At 60.4% G+C, this 14306-nt stretch carries 16 protein-coding genes; 14 read left to right on the forward strand and 2 right to left on the reverse strand.

The features are described from left to right. Position 1: 1 nt before the first annotated feature. The 13 genes from AC4FIA_RS17315 to AC4FIA_RS17375 all read left to right on the forward strand — a co-directional run bounded on the left by AC4FIA_RS17315 (position 2) and on the right by AC4FIA_RS17375 (position 11472). Positions 2–373 carry a hypothetical protein gene (locus AC4FIA_RS17315; protein ID WP_490366868.1) on the forward strand — a complete coding sequence of 124 codons (372 nt, stop codon included), beginning with the start codon at positions 2–4 and terminating at the stop codon, positions 371–373. Beyond that, entirely contained in the window at positions 366–1325 is a 960-nt protein-coding gene (locus AC4FIA_RS17320; protein ID WP_490366869.1) for a VWA domain-containing protein, read from the forward strand. The genes AC4FIA_RS17315 and AC4FIA_RS17320 overlap by 8 nt, the downstream gene beginning before the upstream one ends. Then, positions 1322–2227 carry a vWA domain-containing protein gene (locus AC4FIA_RS17325; RefSeq protein WP_490366870.1) on the forward strand — a complete coding sequence of 302 codons (906 nt, stop codon included), beginning with the start codon at positions 1322–1324 and terminating at the stop codon, positions 2225–2227. The genes AC4FIA_RS17320 and AC4FIA_RS17325 overlap by 4 nt, the downstream gene beginning before the upstream one ends. After that, on the forward strand, positions 2227–2913 hold the full coding sequence (locus AC4FIA_RS17330; protein ID WP_490366871.1) for a hypothetical protein: 687 nt from the start codon (positions 2227–2229) through the stop codon (positions 2911–2913). Before AC4FIA_RS17325 ends, AC4FIA_RS17330 begins: the two co-directional genes overlap by 1 nt. Next, positions 2910–4082, forward strand: coding sequence for a hypothetical protein (locus AC4FIA_RS17335; protein WP_490366872.1), 1173 nt, complete (start codon positions 2910–2912; stop codon positions 4080–4082). Before AC4FIA_RS17330 ends, AC4FIA_RS17335 begins: the two co-directional genes overlap by 4 nt. 137 nt (positions 4083–4219) lie before the next feature. Continuing rightward, complete coding sequence (gene gfa, locus AC4FIA_RS17340; protein ID WP_490366873.1) at positions 4220–4852, forward strand: S-(hydroxymethyl)glutathione synthase; 633 nt, start codon at positions 4220–4222, stop codon at positions 4850–4852. Between the two features lie 130 nt (positions 4853–4982). After that, complete coding sequence (locus AC4FIA_RS17345; protein WP_490366874.1) at positions 4983–5702, forward strand: LuxR C-terminal-related transcriptional regulator; 720 nt, start codon at positions 4983–4985, stop codon at positions 5700–5702. A gap of 12 nt (positions 5703–5714) precedes the next feature. Then, positions 5715–6869 carry an FIST N-terminal domain-containing protein gene (locus AC4FIA_RS17350; RefSeq protein WP_327346786.1) on the forward strand — a complete coding sequence of 385 codons (1155 nt, stop codon included), beginning with the start codon at positions 5715–5717 and terminating at the stop codon, positions 6867–6869. Next, complete coding sequence (locus AC4FIA_RS17355) at positions 6869–9124, forward strand: hybrid sensor histidine kinase/response regulator (RefSeq protein ID WP_490366875.1); 2256 nt, start codon at positions 6869–6871, stop codon at positions 9122–9124. Before AC4FIA_RS17350 ends, AC4FIA_RS17355 begins: the two co-directional genes overlap by 1 nt. Before the next feature lie 64 nt (positions 9125–9188). Next, positions 9189–9866, forward strand: a complete 678-nt coding sequence (locus tag AC4FIA_RS17360; protein WP_490366876.1) for a hypothetical protein — start codon at positions 9189–9191, stop codon at positions 9864–9866. Next, complete coding sequence (locus tag AC4FIA_RS17365; protein WP_490366877.1) at positions 9863–10207, forward strand: hypothetical protein; 345 nt, start codon at positions 9863–9865, stop codon at positions 10205–10207. Before AC4FIA_RS17360 ends, AC4FIA_RS17365 begins: the two co-directional genes overlap by 4 nt. A gap of 41 nt (positions 10208–10248) precedes the next feature. Continuing rightward, entirely contained in the window at positions 10249–10713 is a 465-nt protein-coding gene (locus tag AC4FIA_RS17370; protein ID WP_490366878.1) for an NUDIX hydrolase, read from the forward strand. Positions 10714–10725: 12 nt separating this feature from the next. Beyond that, positions 10726–11472, forward strand: a complete 747-nt coding sequence (locus AC4FIA_RS17375) for an SDR family oxidoreductase (RefSeq protein WP_490366879.1) — start codon at positions 10726–10728, stop codon at positions 11470–11472. 15 nt (positions 11473–11487) lie between these two features. On the opposite strand, the gene AC4FIA_RS17380 is transcribed toward AC4FIA_RS17375, so the two are convergent. Further along, positions 11488–12291: a quinoprotein dehydrogenase-associated SoxYZ-like carrier gene (locus AC4FIA_RS17380; protein WP_490366880.1), complete on the reverse strand. Its 804-nt coding sequence runs from the start codon at positions 12289–12291 to the stop codon at positions 11488–11490. A 141-nt stretch (positions 12292–12432) separates the two neighbouring features. Here AC4FIA_RS17380 and AC4FIA_RS17385 point away from each other — a divergent pair, with 141 nt between their 5' ends. Beyond that, positions 12433–13470 carry a quinoprotein relay system zinc metallohydrolase 2 gene (locus AC4FIA_RS17385; protein WP_490366881.1) on the forward strand — a complete coding sequence of 346 codons (1038 nt, stop codon included), beginning with the start codon at positions 12433–12435 and terminating at the stop codon, positions 13468–13470. Between the two features lie 3 nt (positions 13471–13473). On the opposite strand, the gene AC4FIA_RS17390 is transcribed toward AC4FIA_RS17385, so the two are convergent. Further along, on the reverse strand, positions 13474–14088 hold the full coding sequence (locus AC4FIA_RS17390; protein ID WP_490366882.1) for a hypothetical protein: 615 nt from the start codon (positions 14086–14088) through the stop codon (positions 13474–13476). Between the last annotated feature and the right edge of the window lie 218 nt (positions 14089–14306).

The raw sequence follows: 14306 nt of genomic DNA on the forward strand, positions 1-14306 counted from the left end.
CATGGCGGACAGGGCCATCAGCCAAGAGGCGTTGTTGCAGGGTCTGCGCGATATCCACCTGCCGCCCGAGATTGCGGGCGGGGGTATTGCCCAGATGATGGCGGCCTTGGCGATGGGGTTGGGTTTTGCGCTGATCATCGGGGGTATTCTGCGGGCCTTTTCCATGCGGCCCAAAGGGGTGCGACCCGTGACGTTGAACGATCGCGTGATTGCCGCGCGTGATCTGCCGTCTGATGCGCAGCAAGTGGCGTTGTTGCACCTGCTGAAAGACGCGTCGCCCGAGCGATATCATGCTCTGTCAAAGCGGATTTATCAAAAGGGCGGTATTCCTGCGCCTGAGTTGATCGAGCAGGAGTTGCGCGATCATGCTTGAGCTGGCCACACCCTGGGCGCTGATCCTGTTGCCGCTGCCGCTGATCCTAATGCGGTTCTTGCCGGTGCGGGTGGAACGGGGCGCGGCCTTGGCTGTTCCTGACACGGTGGGCACGGCATTGCTGGCGCAAGGCGGACAGGGCGGCAGCATGGCGCGGCGGGTGTCGCGCAGCCTGCCTTGGGTGATCTGGGTTTTGCTGGTTCTGGCGCTGACCGGACCACGGCAACTAGAGCCTATTCCGGCGCTAAAGGTGTCGGGCCGCGATCTGGCGATTGCGCTGGATTTGTCGGGGTCGATGGTGCGCGACGATTTCTATCTGGACGGCGAACAGATCACGCGGCTTGAGGCGGTGCAGCGTGTTGGTGCGGATTTCGCCCGTGGCCGTGGAGGCGACCGTGTCGCGCTGATCGTCTTCGGGTCTGATGCCTATTACGCCGCGCCGTTTTCCTATGACACCGAGGCCATCGCGCGCCGGATCGAAACCGCCGTGATCGGCATATCGGGGCGGGCGACGAATGTGTCGGATGCCTTGGGCTTGGCGTTGAAACGCATGGCGCAGAGCGATGCGGCGACCAAGGTCGTGATCCTGCTGTCAGACGGGGTCAGCAACGCAGGCGCCACGAACCCGAGGGGGGTGGCAGAACTGGCGGCGAAACTGGGGGTGCGGGTGCACACCATCGCCATGGGCCCGAAGGATCTGACCACGGCGGAAGAGGGCGAGCGCGGGGTGGTGGATGCGGCCACATTACGCGCGATTTCGGATCTGTCCGGCGGCACCAGTTTCCGTGTGAAAACGACCGAGGATCTGGTCGCCGTGGCGGACGCTTTGGATAAGCTTGAGGCGAATGACAGCGATGGTCTGGCGGCCGAGGTGTTCCGTGAATTCTGGCTCTATCCCGCCGCGATTGCGCTGATGTTGTCCCTGATCATGGTCTGGAGGCAGGAGGCATGATCGGGTTGTCGGATATCACCCTGCTGCGCCCTTGGTGGTTGCTGGCTTTGGTGCCGTTGGCGGCTCTGGTTTGGGTCATGGCGCGTCGTCGCGGTGGTGCGGGCGATTGGGAGGCCGTCGTTGATCCGCAGCTGATGCAGGCCTTGGCCGCGATGGGGCGGGTTGATGCAGGACACGGCGGGCGGATTGCTAAGGGCGCGATCATCGGCGCGGTGTTGTTGATCATCGCTTTGGCGGGGCCGGCAGTGGAAAGGCGCGACGCGGTGGCGTTTCGCAATCTGGACGGGGTGGTGTTTGTGCTGGACGCGTCATCGTCGGTGGTGGATAGCCCGCGCTGGCCGCAGATGCTGACCATGGGGCGGTTCGGGATTGCATCGCTGGGGTCGCGGCCTGCGGGGTTGGTCGTCTATGGGGGCGATGCCTATGTGGCGACGGATATCACTGGTGATGTGCGGCAGTTGGGGCAGACGCTTTCGGTGGTGGATCGCGATACGATGCCTGATCCGGGATCGCGGCCTGAACGGGGGCTGGCGCTGGCGCGGCGTATTCAGCAAGAGGCCGAGATACTAGCGGGCGATGTCATCATGATGACCGATGGCGCAGGCCTGACGCCGCGCGCTTTTGCCGAGGCCGAGGCGATTGCCGCGCGGGGGGCGCGGCTGTCGGTGATCTCGCTCGAGGCGCCTACGGCTGGAATCGAGACGCTTGTGCAGATCGGCGGGGGGCGGGTGTTTACCCTGGATCAGACTGACGCTTTGTCAGAGTGGATGCGTACATCGGCGCGGGAGCGGTTGGAGCAGCAGGACTATCCGCTGCTGTTCTGGTCGGACTACGGGCGCTGGTTGCTGGTGTTGGTGCTGATCCCCGCGATGCTGTTGTTCCGGCGAAGGGCGGTGACGTGATGGCGCGGGTATTGCTGATCCTGACGGTTCTTTGCGCGGGCGCTGCGGTGCTGATCGGTGGGGCGCAGCCGTTCGGGCGTGTGCTAATGTCTGTCGGGCTGCACGGGGTTGCGGCGCAGGTGTTTCAAGACCCCTATTGGCGCGGCGTGGCGCAGTATCGGGCGGGCGATATGGACAGTGCCGCCGCGTCCTTCCGCGAGGCGCGGGCGTTCTTCAACTTGGGGAATGCCGAGGTGCATCGCGGCAATCACGCCGCCGCGCTTGAGGCCTATGACATCGACCGGATGCGCGGGCATGCAGATGCGTCGACCAATTTTGATCTGGTGTCTGCCTACTACGCCGGTCTGGCGGTCGACGCCGACGCGCCGCTGTCATGGGTGACGACACGCGACAAAGACGGGCCCGAGGTGCGGGGGCCTGTGGCGCAAGGTAGTGCGCGGGCCGCAGGGCAGGGGACAGACACCACAAACGCGGGCACCTTGTTTGGCTTACCGGAGTTGACGACATGGGCCGAAACGTCGGGCGTGCGGCGGGTGTTTGATGACAAGTTTGTCGTGGCCAATGACCGCTGGTTGGCCACACTTGAGGACGTGCCGGGCGCCTACCTGAAAGAGCGGATCAAACATGAATACAAACGTCGCCGCAAAGCGGGTCTAACACCGCCCGATCCGGAGGATCCGCGATGAGGTGGCTGATCGCTTGGTTGTTCTGGACTTCGGTTGCCTTTGCGCAATCCAGCACCGTTTTGCCAACCGATGCGGAACTGACCGTGACCGTCGAAAACGCTGAGGTCACGCCCTACACCCAAGAGATGATCCTGATTACGATCGAAGGCGTGTACCGGCGGCACATCACCTTGGAAAAGCTGGAACAGCCTGATCTGTCGGGCTTCAACTGGATGCAGTTGGGCGCGGATTTCTGGTACGACGACACCGAGGCCGGAAAGAAGGTCAAGAAATTCAAACGGCGCATGGCGCTGTATCCGGACCGCGCAGGCGAGATCGAGATCGGGCCGTTTATCCATCATCTGACGCTGACCGATGAAGGCGATGATTGGTTCGCCCATGACATCCAGTCCGAACCTTTCACCATCAAGGTCGAACAGGCCCCCGAAGTGCCCGATGGCGGTTGGTGGTTCCCTGTGCGTCGGTTGGAGGTTGGCGACAACTGGTCAAACTCGCCCGATCAACTGGTCGAGGGCGAAGGGGTTTTGCGCATAATCAGGGTCGAAGCGATTGGCGTTGGCCCCGATATGATCCCGCCGATGCCCGAGCTGAAATCACCGTCTGCGATGATCTTTCCACATCCGGAAAAACGCATTGTCGAATTGTCCCCCTATGGCCCTGTGTCGGTGGCTTTCTGGCGCTGGACGATCAGGCCGACCAACACGACCTCGGCCATTCTGGAACCGATAGAATTCGACTATTTCGACACGGTGAACCGTGTGCCGCGCAAGGCGGTGATTTCGCCGCAACGTGTGGCCTATCTGGAAAGCGAGTTGGACACGCCGCCCATCGTCGCGGAACCTGCGCGCCTTGGCAGTCTGCCGGTTATGGCGGTCTTCGGAGTGGGGGCCGTTCTTGGGCTGGTGGTGATGCTGATGGGGCGTCGTTTCAGCCCCGATGCGATCCGACGTTGGCCCATGTTCGACCCGCTTGTGCGCGATCTGAAACGGGCCGAGCGCGCAGGCGATGGCGTGGCGTTGCGCCGTGCCGCACAGGCCCTAATCCGGCGCGACGGGGCCGGTGCAACTAGACGGGCGCGGCTGTCAGAACTGGACGATCTGTTGTTTTCCAAAGGGTATGGTGGACAGGTGCCAGAGGGATTTGTCCGCAGGTTTCTGAGCGCGGCTTAGGGCGAAAAACAGAGCCGAGTATGGCACTAAAGTCGATACTATTGGTTGAATTGCCCGAATCCCAAAGGGCGCGCAGGCTGTCACCACTAAAAATAATAATCACGACTTAACTCGTGTCCTTAGGGAGGACGTCTGAAATGGGATTTCTATCCAACCTTTTCGGAGGGGGGGATTCTTCTGCATCCGCTGCTCCGCAATATACGCATATCAAAATTCACCCCAGTGTAGATAACGGCATTCCGCCAGGATCCGCGAATTTCGCGGGTGGTACGCTGAAATGTAAATGTTCTTCGAACCCGGTGGTTGTAGAAGTGTCGGCGCAAACCGCGCACAACCACGTTTGCGGTTGCACAAAGTGCTGGAAGCCCGCGGGCGCGGTATTCAGCCAGATCGCCGTTGTGGGCCGTGACAACGTCACCGTCACAGAAAACGCCGACAAGCTGGCCATCGTTGACGAAGCGGCGGCGATCCAGCGTCATGCCTGCAAGGACTGCGGTGTTCACATGTATGGCCGGATCGAAAACACGGGTCATCCATTCCACGGTCTGGATTTTGTTCATACCGAACTGAGCTCGGCGTCGGGTTGGTCCGCGCCTGAATTCGCGGCCTTCGTGTCGTCGATCATTGAATCCGGGGTCGCGCCCGAACGGATGGGGGACATTCGTGCGCGTCTGAAAGAGCTGGGGCTGGAGCCCTACGATTGCCTGTCGCCGCCGCTGATGGATGCGATTGCGACGCATGTGGCAAAAACGTCGGGTGCGCTGAAGTAAGAGAACCCTGGTGAGGAACCGGCGCAGCCTTCGGGATGCGCCGGTTTCCGCGTTTTAAAGATTCTGACTAAGCCGTTGTTGCCACAGCACCGATTCGGACTGTAGTCTCGCTTCTGGGAGGATTGGGGAAATGAAGCATGAAAATCTGGAACAGGCTCCGGGACGTATCCGGTCTGTTGTGATTGTCGATGATCACCCCTTGTATAGCGATGCATTATCGGCGGCGTTGCGGTTGGTTTTTCCGAACTGCACGATCGAGGCACGTCAGACTTTGGGCGACACACTGAGCTTGCTGGATAAGGGCTTTGTCCCCGATCTGGTGATGTTCGATCTGAAATTGCCGGATGTGAACGGTATCTCGGGCTTTGAAAGCCTGCGCGACCGCGTGCCGGACACGCCTATTCTGGTGATCTCGTCGCTGACGTCGGTCGAGATTGTGGCGGCGCTGATGGATAAGGGTGCTGCGGGTTTCCTGCCCAAGGACGCCTCGGCGCAGGTGCTGAAATCGGCGTTGTTTGACGTGAGCACGGGGCGCAAGTTTGTGCCCAAAAGCTATCAGACAGCCGCAGCGGCGCCCGCATCCGACGAGATGTGCCGTAAGGATCAGTCGAAGATTTCCGAACTGACGCCGCAGCAGGCGCGGATCATGAAGCTGATCTGTGCGGGCAAGCCGAACAAACAGATTGCCTATGAGTTGAACCTTGCCGAAGCGACGGTCAAAGCCCACATCACCGCGCTGTTGCGCCGGTTGGGGGTACAGAACCGGACGCAGGCGGCGGTTCTGGTCGAGGCATCCATGGCAGAAGCGGTGGCGGGTGATCCCGAGTCCCAAGTCTTCCTGAGCCGGTAAGGGCAGGGCAAGGTGCTGGACACAAGCGGATCACCTTTTGTCGGTGTCTCCGTGTCCTATGAATTGGATGCGGACGCCGCCGTTGCGGAAATTGCCAGCCAGATCGATTTGCAGGACAGCTGCTTTGTGCTGGTGTTCCTGCCCGACCGTCTGGATGTGCAGGAACTTGAAACAGCGCTGAACGCCCATCTGGGCAGCGTGCCGGTGTTCGGCTGCACGACGGCAGGACAGATCACCCCCAAGGGCTACGAGACCGAGGCGCTTTTGGCGATTTCGTTTTCACGGAAACATTTCCGCTGCGCGTCTTTGCTGATCGAACCTTTGAAACCCCTGTCGATCAAAACCATCGCGCGGGATGTTCAGAAACATGCCTCGCATTTCCAGCGTACGGCGGGATGGGACCGGTTGGCGCTGGTCTTTGCCGACGGGCTATCGAAACAGGAAGACGTGCTGGTGTCCACGCTGGAAACGGCGCTGGTCAACGTGCCGATCTTTGGCGGATCGGCGGGCAACGGGCTGCATTTCGAACAGACCTTTGTGCTGCATGACGGCAAGTTTCGGTCAAACGCCGCGCTGCTTTTGTTGCTGGAAACCGACCTGCGGTTCGAAGGCTTGGGCTTTCACCATTTCCTGCCCACCGAAAAACAACTGGTCGTGACCGAGGCCGAGCCGGAAGAACGGCTTGTTCTGGAAATCAACGGCGCGCCTGCGGCGCAGGAATATGCGCGCCTTGTGGGCCGCGATGTCGAAGACCTGTCGCCCGAGGTGTTTGCCGAAAACCCACTCTTGGTGCGTCAGAACATGAGCTATCACGTGCGGGCCATTCACGGGGCGGTGTCGCCCCATGCGCTGTCATTCCTGTGTGCTATCGACGACGGTCTGATCATGACGCTTGGACGCGGCAAGGAAATCGTCCGTACGCTGGATACGGAACTGGACGTTCAGGATGAGATGGGCCGCGCGCCGGACTTTATCCTTGGGTTCGACTGTGTGCTGCGCAAGCTTGAGATCGAACAAAAGCAGATGTCGGATGAGATTTCGGACGTGTTCCGGAAACGGCGGGTCGTGGGTTTCAACACCTATGGGGAGCAGCACCGAGGGGTGCATGTGAACCAGACCTTTGTGGGCGTCGCCTTCTTTCAGCCGTCACGGAGGGATTTGCATTGATGATCAATCCGGACGATCCGCTGAACCTTCAGGTTCAGAAACAGGCCAAGATCATCGAGGCACTGGTGCGCCGCGCCAACCGCCAGCACGAGATCGGCAGTACGGCCTATAGCGCGTTCCAGTCGGCGATTGCGTTGCAGGGGCAGATCTGGGCCAAGACCCGCGATCTGGAGCGCACCACAAACGAACTTGAATCCGTCCGCTATGATCGCGAACGGACCCGCAAAAGCCTGACCGATGCTTTGGCGTCGATGGAGGGCGGCTTTGCCCTGTTCACCGATGGCAAGCTTGAGGTCTGCAACGATCTGTTCCGCACGCTTTTGCCGGACCTGAGCCGCAAGCTGATCCCCGGTCTTGGGATCGAGCTGTATTTCGACGCGCTTCGTAACAGCCGCTATCTGGTCAGCACCGACGGGCGCATGTCGACGTCCTTGACCGAGGCGCAGCGCGGGCCCGTGGGGGCGATGGTTCTGTCATTCGTGATCGAACTGACCGAAGACCGCTGGTTCCAGATCAACATGCAGCGCACGTCGTCGGACAACATCGTGATCCTTCAGACCGAAATCACCGGCATTGTCCGGCAGAACCGGTCGGAAAAGGAAAACCTGATCGACAAACAAGCGCTGTATCTACAGGCCGTTTTTGAAAACATGTCGGCGGGCATCTGCACCTTTTCGCAGGATGGCGAGGTGATGATGCACAACACGCGGTTCCGCGAGTTGCTGGGCCTGCCCTATACGTTGCTGCAAAAGGGGACAGGGCTGCAGCAGGTGCTGGATTTCATCAGCATCAATGCGCTGGTTCTGGACAGTGCCGCGCTGAACGTGAACCTGTGGCGCGAACGTCTGGCCCATCAGGGGCGGTTGCGCCGCCGGATCCGCCACGCGGGCGGGCGCGTTCTGGACCTGCATGCGCATCTGTTGCCGGATCAGGGTTTTCTTGTGGAACTGAAGGACGTCACACTGGAAAGCCGCGCGACCGAGATGCTGGAAAAGCGCGTCGATGAACGGACGCTGGAACTGACACAGGCCAACAAACGCCTGACCGCGCAATACGAGGCCCAAGCGCGGGTCGAGGAAGAACTGCGTCTGGCCAAGGAACGGGCCGAAGCGGCGGTGTCGTCGAAGACACGGTTCCTTGCAGCAGCCAGCCACGATCTGTTGCAGCCGATCAATGCGGCCAAGCTGCTGATTTCGACCTTGAAGGAAACCACCAAGGACAACCCCGTGTCGGGCACGGTGGATCGTTTGCAGGGGTCTTTCACCTCGATCGAGGAACTGCTGCACGCGCTTCTGGATATCTCGCGACTGGATTCTACCGACACGGCGCTGACGCCATCCGATGTCTGTCTGGGAACGTTGATGCAGGGCGTGGTCGAGGATCAGGCGCCGTTAGCGGCACGTAAGAAAGTGCAGCTGGATGTGGTGCCGGTCAGTGCGCTGGTGCGGTCCGATCAGCGGTATCTGATGCGGTCGATCCAGAACCTTGTGGTCAACGCGATCCAGTACACGCCCGAAGGCGGGCGGGTATTGCTGGGCTGTCGGCGCAGGGGCGACAAGATCGTGCTTGAGGTCTGGGATACCGGCATCGGTATCAGCCCCAAGGATCAGAAACGGATTTTCGACGAATTCACGCGGGCCGACAACGTGCCGATCGGGTCGGGGATGGGGCTTGGTCTGTCTATTGTGGACCGGACCTGTCGCCATCTGGGGCACAAGGTATCTGTGCGGTCGAAACGCGGGGTCGGGTCGATCTTTTCCATCGAGATGGATCTGGTCAAAGGCCAGCCTCAGGAAACCACGGCGTATCTTGCGCCAGCGGGTGCGAACGAAGCGGATATGGATCTGATCGTGCTGGTGGTGGAAAACGACGAGGACGTGTTGTTCGCCACGACGCAGAAGCTGGAACTCTGGGGGGCGAGCGTTTTGCCTGCGGCTTCGACCGAAGAGGCGCTGGGGTTGATCCGCGATATCGGCATGCCGCCGGATATCATTCTGGCGGACTACCAGTTGGACAATGGCGATACCGGCGTGAACGCGATCCGGCAGGTGCGGTCCGAGACCAAAACCAAGGTGCCCGCCATCATGATCACCGCCGACCGAAGCCCCGATCTGGTGCGCACCGGTGCACAGATGGGCTTTACCGTTCTGACCAAACCCGTCCAGCTGTCGCGCCTGCGTCCGCTGATCGATTGGAAAACGCGGCCACAAAACCGCAGCGGCGCTGGCATGAAGGCGGTCTATGCCGGTGAGTGATACAAAAGTAGCGCCTGACACAGGGTTTACAGGCAATAGGCTCTGACGTTGGGAGGACTCATTTATGCTTAGAATTCTGGCGACTTTATGCGCGTTGGCGATTGCTGCTCCGGCTGTGTTGGCAGCGGAAGGATCGGGAAACGAAACCTATGATGTGCTGTTCAAGAACGGCACGCTGGACGATATCCCCGAAGGTGCGGAACTGGTCTATAGCCGGTCGTCGGGCAACCCTGTCAAACCAGAGCTGTCCAAGCGGGATACGGGCGATATTGCCCTGACGGTTACCCCCGCGACCAAGCCTGTGGCGCATCTGGAATTCACCCAGTTTGGCGGGCAGAAGCGGAACCTTGGCACGTTCCCCGCCAGCGTCGGCAACCCGATGATCATGTACTTTTATGAAACGGTCGTGCGGGACATGGCCGAGATTTCCGGCGGCAGCCCCTTCTACATCCGCAACCGCGTGAAAGACTCGCTGATCCAGCCTGCGGATATCACCACGGGCGAGGCGGAATTCGACGGCAAGACGATCCCGATCACGACGGTCAAAATCCATCCCTTTGCGGATGATCCGAATGCGGATCGCATGATGGGCTTTGGCGATCTGGAACTGATCGTCCAGATGTCTGACGAGGTGCCCGGCTGGTACCTGAGCCTGACCGCGGCAGCCCCCGATCCCAAGCACAGCGATGCATGGATCTACCTGTCGCAGATCACGTTCAAGGAACTGGAGACCGCGCAATGAAACGTCTGGCGGTTTTGCTGGCTATGATCGGTGGGGCCGCAGAGGCCCAGACGGTTGCGGAACGGTTGAATGACTATCCCACGGCGGCGCGGGCGGACTATGTGTTCGCCTGCATGGCCACAAACGGGCAAAGCCGTCAGGTGCTGGAACAGTGTTCCTGTTCCATCGACCAGATCGCGCAAATCCTACCCTACGACAAATACGTCGAGGCCGAGACCGTTCTTTCCATGCGCCTGACCGGTGGTGAACGTATGGCCGTGTTCAACAGCGCAGTTGCCGCCAACAATCTGGTCGCCGACCTGCGCCGTGCACAGGCCGAGGCCGAGATCATCTGTTTCTGAACCCAATTGTCCGGAGACCCGTCATTCGCTAGCACATAAGCATGACGATATGGCGCCCCGCACAGAACATCCGCTTCAAAGCGCTCGGTCTGCATTGGCGGGGCGATAGCCTGCTGGCGGCTGAGGTGCCTGACGATACGGGCCACGTCAAAGGCGTGCGGCCTTTGGGTGGCACCGTCGAATTCGGAGAGACAGCAGAGGCCGCCCTGATCCGCGAGTTTCAGGAAGAACTGGGCCTAAAGATCGACATCCTCGGTCCGCCTGTTTTTATGGAAAACCTTTATACCCACGAAGGCAGTGTCGGCCATGAGGTGCTGGCGCTTTTTGATGTGGCGTTTCCTGAAGGGGCCTATGCGGGCGCGACGCGGATCAGTTTTCAGGAAGACAACGGCATGACCTGTTGGGCGGAATGGTTCGACCTTGCGCGTTTGGATGTGGACGGCGGGCCAGAACTCTTTCCCTCGGGGTTAAAAGACGTACTGATTGCAAGACGGGGTCAAACGTAAGGGGGCCAACCCATGCAGAAGACAGTTCTTATCAGTGGCGGATCACGTGGCATCGGGCGTGCGACGGGTCTGGTGATGGCGGGGCAGGGGTGGCGCGTGGCGTTTACCTATCGCGGGGATCAGGCGGCGGCGAAACAAACGGTCGCCGATATCCGCGCGGCGGGAAGTGAGGCCATCGCCATTCAGGGTGATACCGCGAATGAGGCCGATGTGCTGCGCGCCTATGACGAGGCGATCAGTGCCTTTGGCGGGCTGGATGCCGTGGTGGTGAACGCGGGCGTCGTAGCGCCGTCGTCGAAACTGGCGGATATGTCGATTGAACGGCTGCGGACCATGTTCGACACCAACGTTCTGGGCGCATTCCTGTTCGCCCGCGAAGCCGCGCGGCGTTTGCCTGGGCACAAGTCGGGTGAGGATGCGGCCATTGTTCTGTTGTCTTCTGCCGCAGCGCGTTTGGGGTCGCCCAACGAATACGTCGATTACGCCGCCACCAAAGGGGCCATCGACACGATGACGATTGGGCTGTCCAAAGAGCTTGCCCCCGACGGTATCCGCGTCAACGGGGTGCGGCCTGGTTTGATCGAAACAGATATCCACGCCAGCGGAGGTCAACCGGACCGCGCCGAACGCTTGGGCAAAACGGCACCGCTCGGGCGGGCAGGGACAGCCGATGAGGTGGCGAATGCCATCGTATGGCTGTGCAGCGCCGAGGCGTCCTATTGCACAGGTTCAATTCTGGATGTGGCAGGGGGGCGGTAGACCCGCCTTCCTGTTTTAGCTTTCCGCGACTTTGGACAGTTCGCGTTCGAAGATGTTGCCTTCGGTGTCTGTCGCGCGGACGGTCAGAGTTTCGGACCCGTTGTCATTGTACGAGAAGCGGAACACAGGGTTTTCGCTGATCGAAATCCCGCCCTCCATCGTGAACAGCAGATCGTCGCCTTGGCGGACCTCGATCGTGTCGATGAAATGCGCGTTGATAAACAACTGGGTCACCTGATCACGCTGAAGGCCCGAGTAGTTCGGGTGGCGGATCATGATCTGGGCTTCGCGGCGGGCCTGCGACATGGCGGTGGCATCGCCAAAGAGGCGCAGTTTCATCTGGCCCATGCTGGCCAGCGCCAGTTCCGGATCGCGGGTCGCGGGGGCGGAACATCCCCCCGACGCTTTCACGTAGCGGCCATTCATTACGTAGCCTTCGGGCGTTTCGGCCAGAACGCGGACGTTGGAATACTGGTTCACGCGGACCCGCAGTTCGAAATCAATCGGACCCATCGACGGGCCGAATTCGAATCGTCCCGCGACGGGCGCGGGGTTTTCATCGACAACCACGGTTGCGGCCGTGATCGGAACGCTGGTGTCGGCCTGGTGGATGACAATCGGCACGGTGGCCGCGTCATGGGCGCGATAGGGCGCATCCACGGTGAAAAGCGTTTGGCTTTCAGTGATCTGCGCGTCGCCGACCACATCGCCGCGCAGGTCGATCCATGTGGCACCTTCGGTCAGCGGGTTCTTGATCTCTTCTGCTGCCAAGGGGCTGGCAAGGGCGCACAACAGGGCGGCCGCATAAGTCAGTTTCATGTCCGTCTCCTCCTCCGAAACGGCGGTTCAATCGCTGTGGTATGCCATAAAATTGATCAGAAAGATATTCAGCGGATGGTATCGCTGGTTCACAGATCGGTGTGCAGGCCATGTTTGCTGGGCCGAAAGGGGAGGGTGCAGATGTTCGAAGCGGTGGTGACTGTGTGTCTGATGATGGAGCCGGAGGTGTGTCGGGATATGCTCTTGCCCAACCATCGGGCGGCGGAGCAGGCCGATTGTCTGGCGTCCTTGAGTACCGTTCCGGATTATGTCCCGCCGTCGGGCCTGACCGCGACATCGCTGACGTGCAAACCGGAAGGGCCCGCGCTGGAGGTGAGCGAGGTCGGGGAGGGTGTGTTCTGGCATCGCGGATTGATCGAGGAACCAGACGCCACGAACCGTGGGGATGTGACGAACCTTGGTTTTGTAATCGGCGAGGAATGGGTGGCGGTGATCGACACAGGTACCGCGCGCTGGATGGGCGAGGCGCTTTTGCGCGCGATCCGGCAGCGCACGGATCTGCCGATTGGCTATGTGATCCTGACGCATATGCACCCCGACCATGTGCTGGGCGCGAATGTTCTGGCCGAGGCCGGTGGTGAAGTGGTTGGACATGCAAAACTGCCCCGTGCCTTGGCGGACCGGCGCGACAATTATCTGGAAAGTCTGTCGGGCCTTGTGGGGAACAGCGCCTTTATCGGCAGTGACATCATTGCGCCCTCGGTCGTGGTTGAGGACGAGATGGTTCTTGATCTGGGCGGGCGGCACTTGACGCTGCGCGCTTGGCCGTCGGCGCATACCGGCACGGACCTGACGGTTCAGGATGATCTGACAGGGCTGCTGTTTACCGGCGATCTTGTCTTTCACGAACACACGCCCGCCTTGGACGGGTCGTTGCGTGGTTGGCAAAAGGTGCTGGCCGGATTTGCCGATCTGAACCCGACCGGCATTTTACCCGGCCATGGCGGGCCGCTTCTGGACTGGCCCGGGGGGACGGCGGATATGGAGCGGTACCTAGAGGTGCTGGCCCATGACACCCGAAAGGCGATTGACGACGGCATGCACATGGGCGAGGCCGTGACAACGATCGCCGAAAGCGAACGGGATCACTGGACGTTGTTCGATGCCTATAACCCGCGCAATGCGACGGTGGCCTTTACTGAACTCGAATGGGAATAGCGCCTAGTCCTCGACCACCTGCATCAACATCTGCGCAATGGCGAACAAATGCTTTTCCAAAAGCACCGGCGTTTCGCAGACGTAGGTCAGGTTTTTCTGCCGGTCGATGTAGATGCGTTCATCCCAATCGATCTGCTCTTCCAGCGAATCAAGTTTGTCGTAGTCAGGATTTTCGACGTTCAGAAGGCTGTCGAATTCCACCCGTGCTTCTTCGATTCGTTCCGACAGGGCGATCTGGCCCAGCGAGAAATCCGCGATTCCATCCATGATGGTCGACCGGCGGCGGGCCACCTGATCGAAGACGCGGACAAAGACCTGACTGATCAGCGGTTCGGCCGCGCCGTGTTCGCCTACAAATTCAGCGATGCGGGCCTCGGCCTCTTCCAACGATACGCGGCGCAGGGTCAGGGCACCTGCTAAATCTCGTACCGCCTCGCCTGTGGGGCCTTCTATCTTGGCCTCTTCCACAGGGTGGGGCCACATCAGGCCGATGGACAGACGTTCCACCTTGCGCTGGATACAGGGCCATGTCGGGTCCGAGAAATCGGCCGCGACTGCCGGCTGTCCAAGCGTTGTGGTCAATAAAAGGGCACTAAGCCCTGCGCGGAAATTAATCATGCTGTCCTCCCTGTCAGGAACTATGTGGCACCCTCAAGAACATGTCCATTCAGACCAATACCCACCATTGTCTGCGTTGTTCGAAAATGTCGCATCAACCCATACTCTGACCAATCGCCGTCAGAGCGAATTGTGGAATACGAAGTTTTTGGGAGGAGCCTGCACATGCGGACACGTGCGGCGGTGGCTTTGGAAGCCGGGAAGCCATTGGAAGTGAT

The organism is Thalassococcus sp., from assembly GCF_982780845.1.

Coding starts and splice junctions, on each gene's coding strand:
- AC4FIA_RS17360 (WP_490366876.1), top strand. CDS start 9,189: ATGCTTAGAATTCTGGCGACTTTATGCGCGTTGGCGATTGCTGCTCCG.
- AC4FIA_RS17335 (WP_490366872.1), top strand. CDS start 2,910: ATGAGGTGGCTGATCGCTTGGTTGTTCTGGACTTCGGTTGCCTTTGCG.
- AC4FIA_RS17345 (WP_490366874.1), top strand. CDS start 4,983: ATGAAGCATGAAAATCTGGAACAGGCTCCGGGACGTATCCGGTCTGTT.
- gfa (WP_490366873.1), top strand. CDS start 4,220: ATGGGATTTCTATCCAACCTTTTCGGAGGGGGGGATTCTTCTGCATCC.
- AC4FIA_RS17320 (WP_490366869.1), top strand. CDS start 366: ATGCTTGAGCTGGCCACACCCTGGGCGCTGATCCTGTTGCCGCTGCCG.
- AC4FIA_RS17315 (WP_490366868.1), top strand. CDS start 2: ATGGCGGACAGGGCCATCAGCCAAGAGGCGTTGTTGCAGGGTCTGCGC.
- AC4FIA_RS17385 (WP_490366881.1), top strand. CDS start 12,433: ATGTTCGAAGCGGTGGTGACTGTGTGTCTGATGATGGAGCCGGAGGTG.
- AC4FIA_RS17390 (WP_490366882.1), bottom strand. CDS start 14,088: ATGATTAATTTCCGCGCAGGGCTTAGTGCCCTTTTATTGACCACAACG.
- AC4FIA_RS17380 (WP_490366880.1), bottom strand. CDS start 12,291: ATGAAACTGACTTATGCGGCCGCCCTGTTGTGCGCCCTTGCCAGCCCC.
- AC4FIA_RS17325 (WP_490366870.1), top strand. CDS start 1,322: ATGATCGGGTTGTCGGATATCACCCTGCTGCGCCCTTGGTGGTTGCTG.
- AC4FIA_RS17355 (WP_490366875.1), top strand. CDS start 6,869: ATGATCAATCCGGACGATCCGCTGAACCTTCAGGTTCAGAAACAGGCC.
- AC4FIA_RS17365 (WP_490366877.1), top strand. CDS start 9,863: ATGAAACGTCTGGCGGTTTTGCTGGCTATGATCGGTGGGGCCGCAGAG.
- AC4FIA_RS17370 (WP_490366878.1), top strand. CDS start 10,249: ATGACGATATGGCGCCCCGCACAGAACATCCGCTTCAAAGCGCTCGGT.
- AC4FIA_RS17375 (WP_490366879.1), top strand. CDS start 10,726: ATGCAGAAGACAGTTCTTATCAGTGGCGGATCACGTGGCATCGGGCGT.
- AC4FIA_RS17330 (WP_490366871.1), top strand. CDS start 2,227: ATGGCGCGGGTATTGCTGATCCTGACGGTTCTTTGCGCGGGCGCTGCG.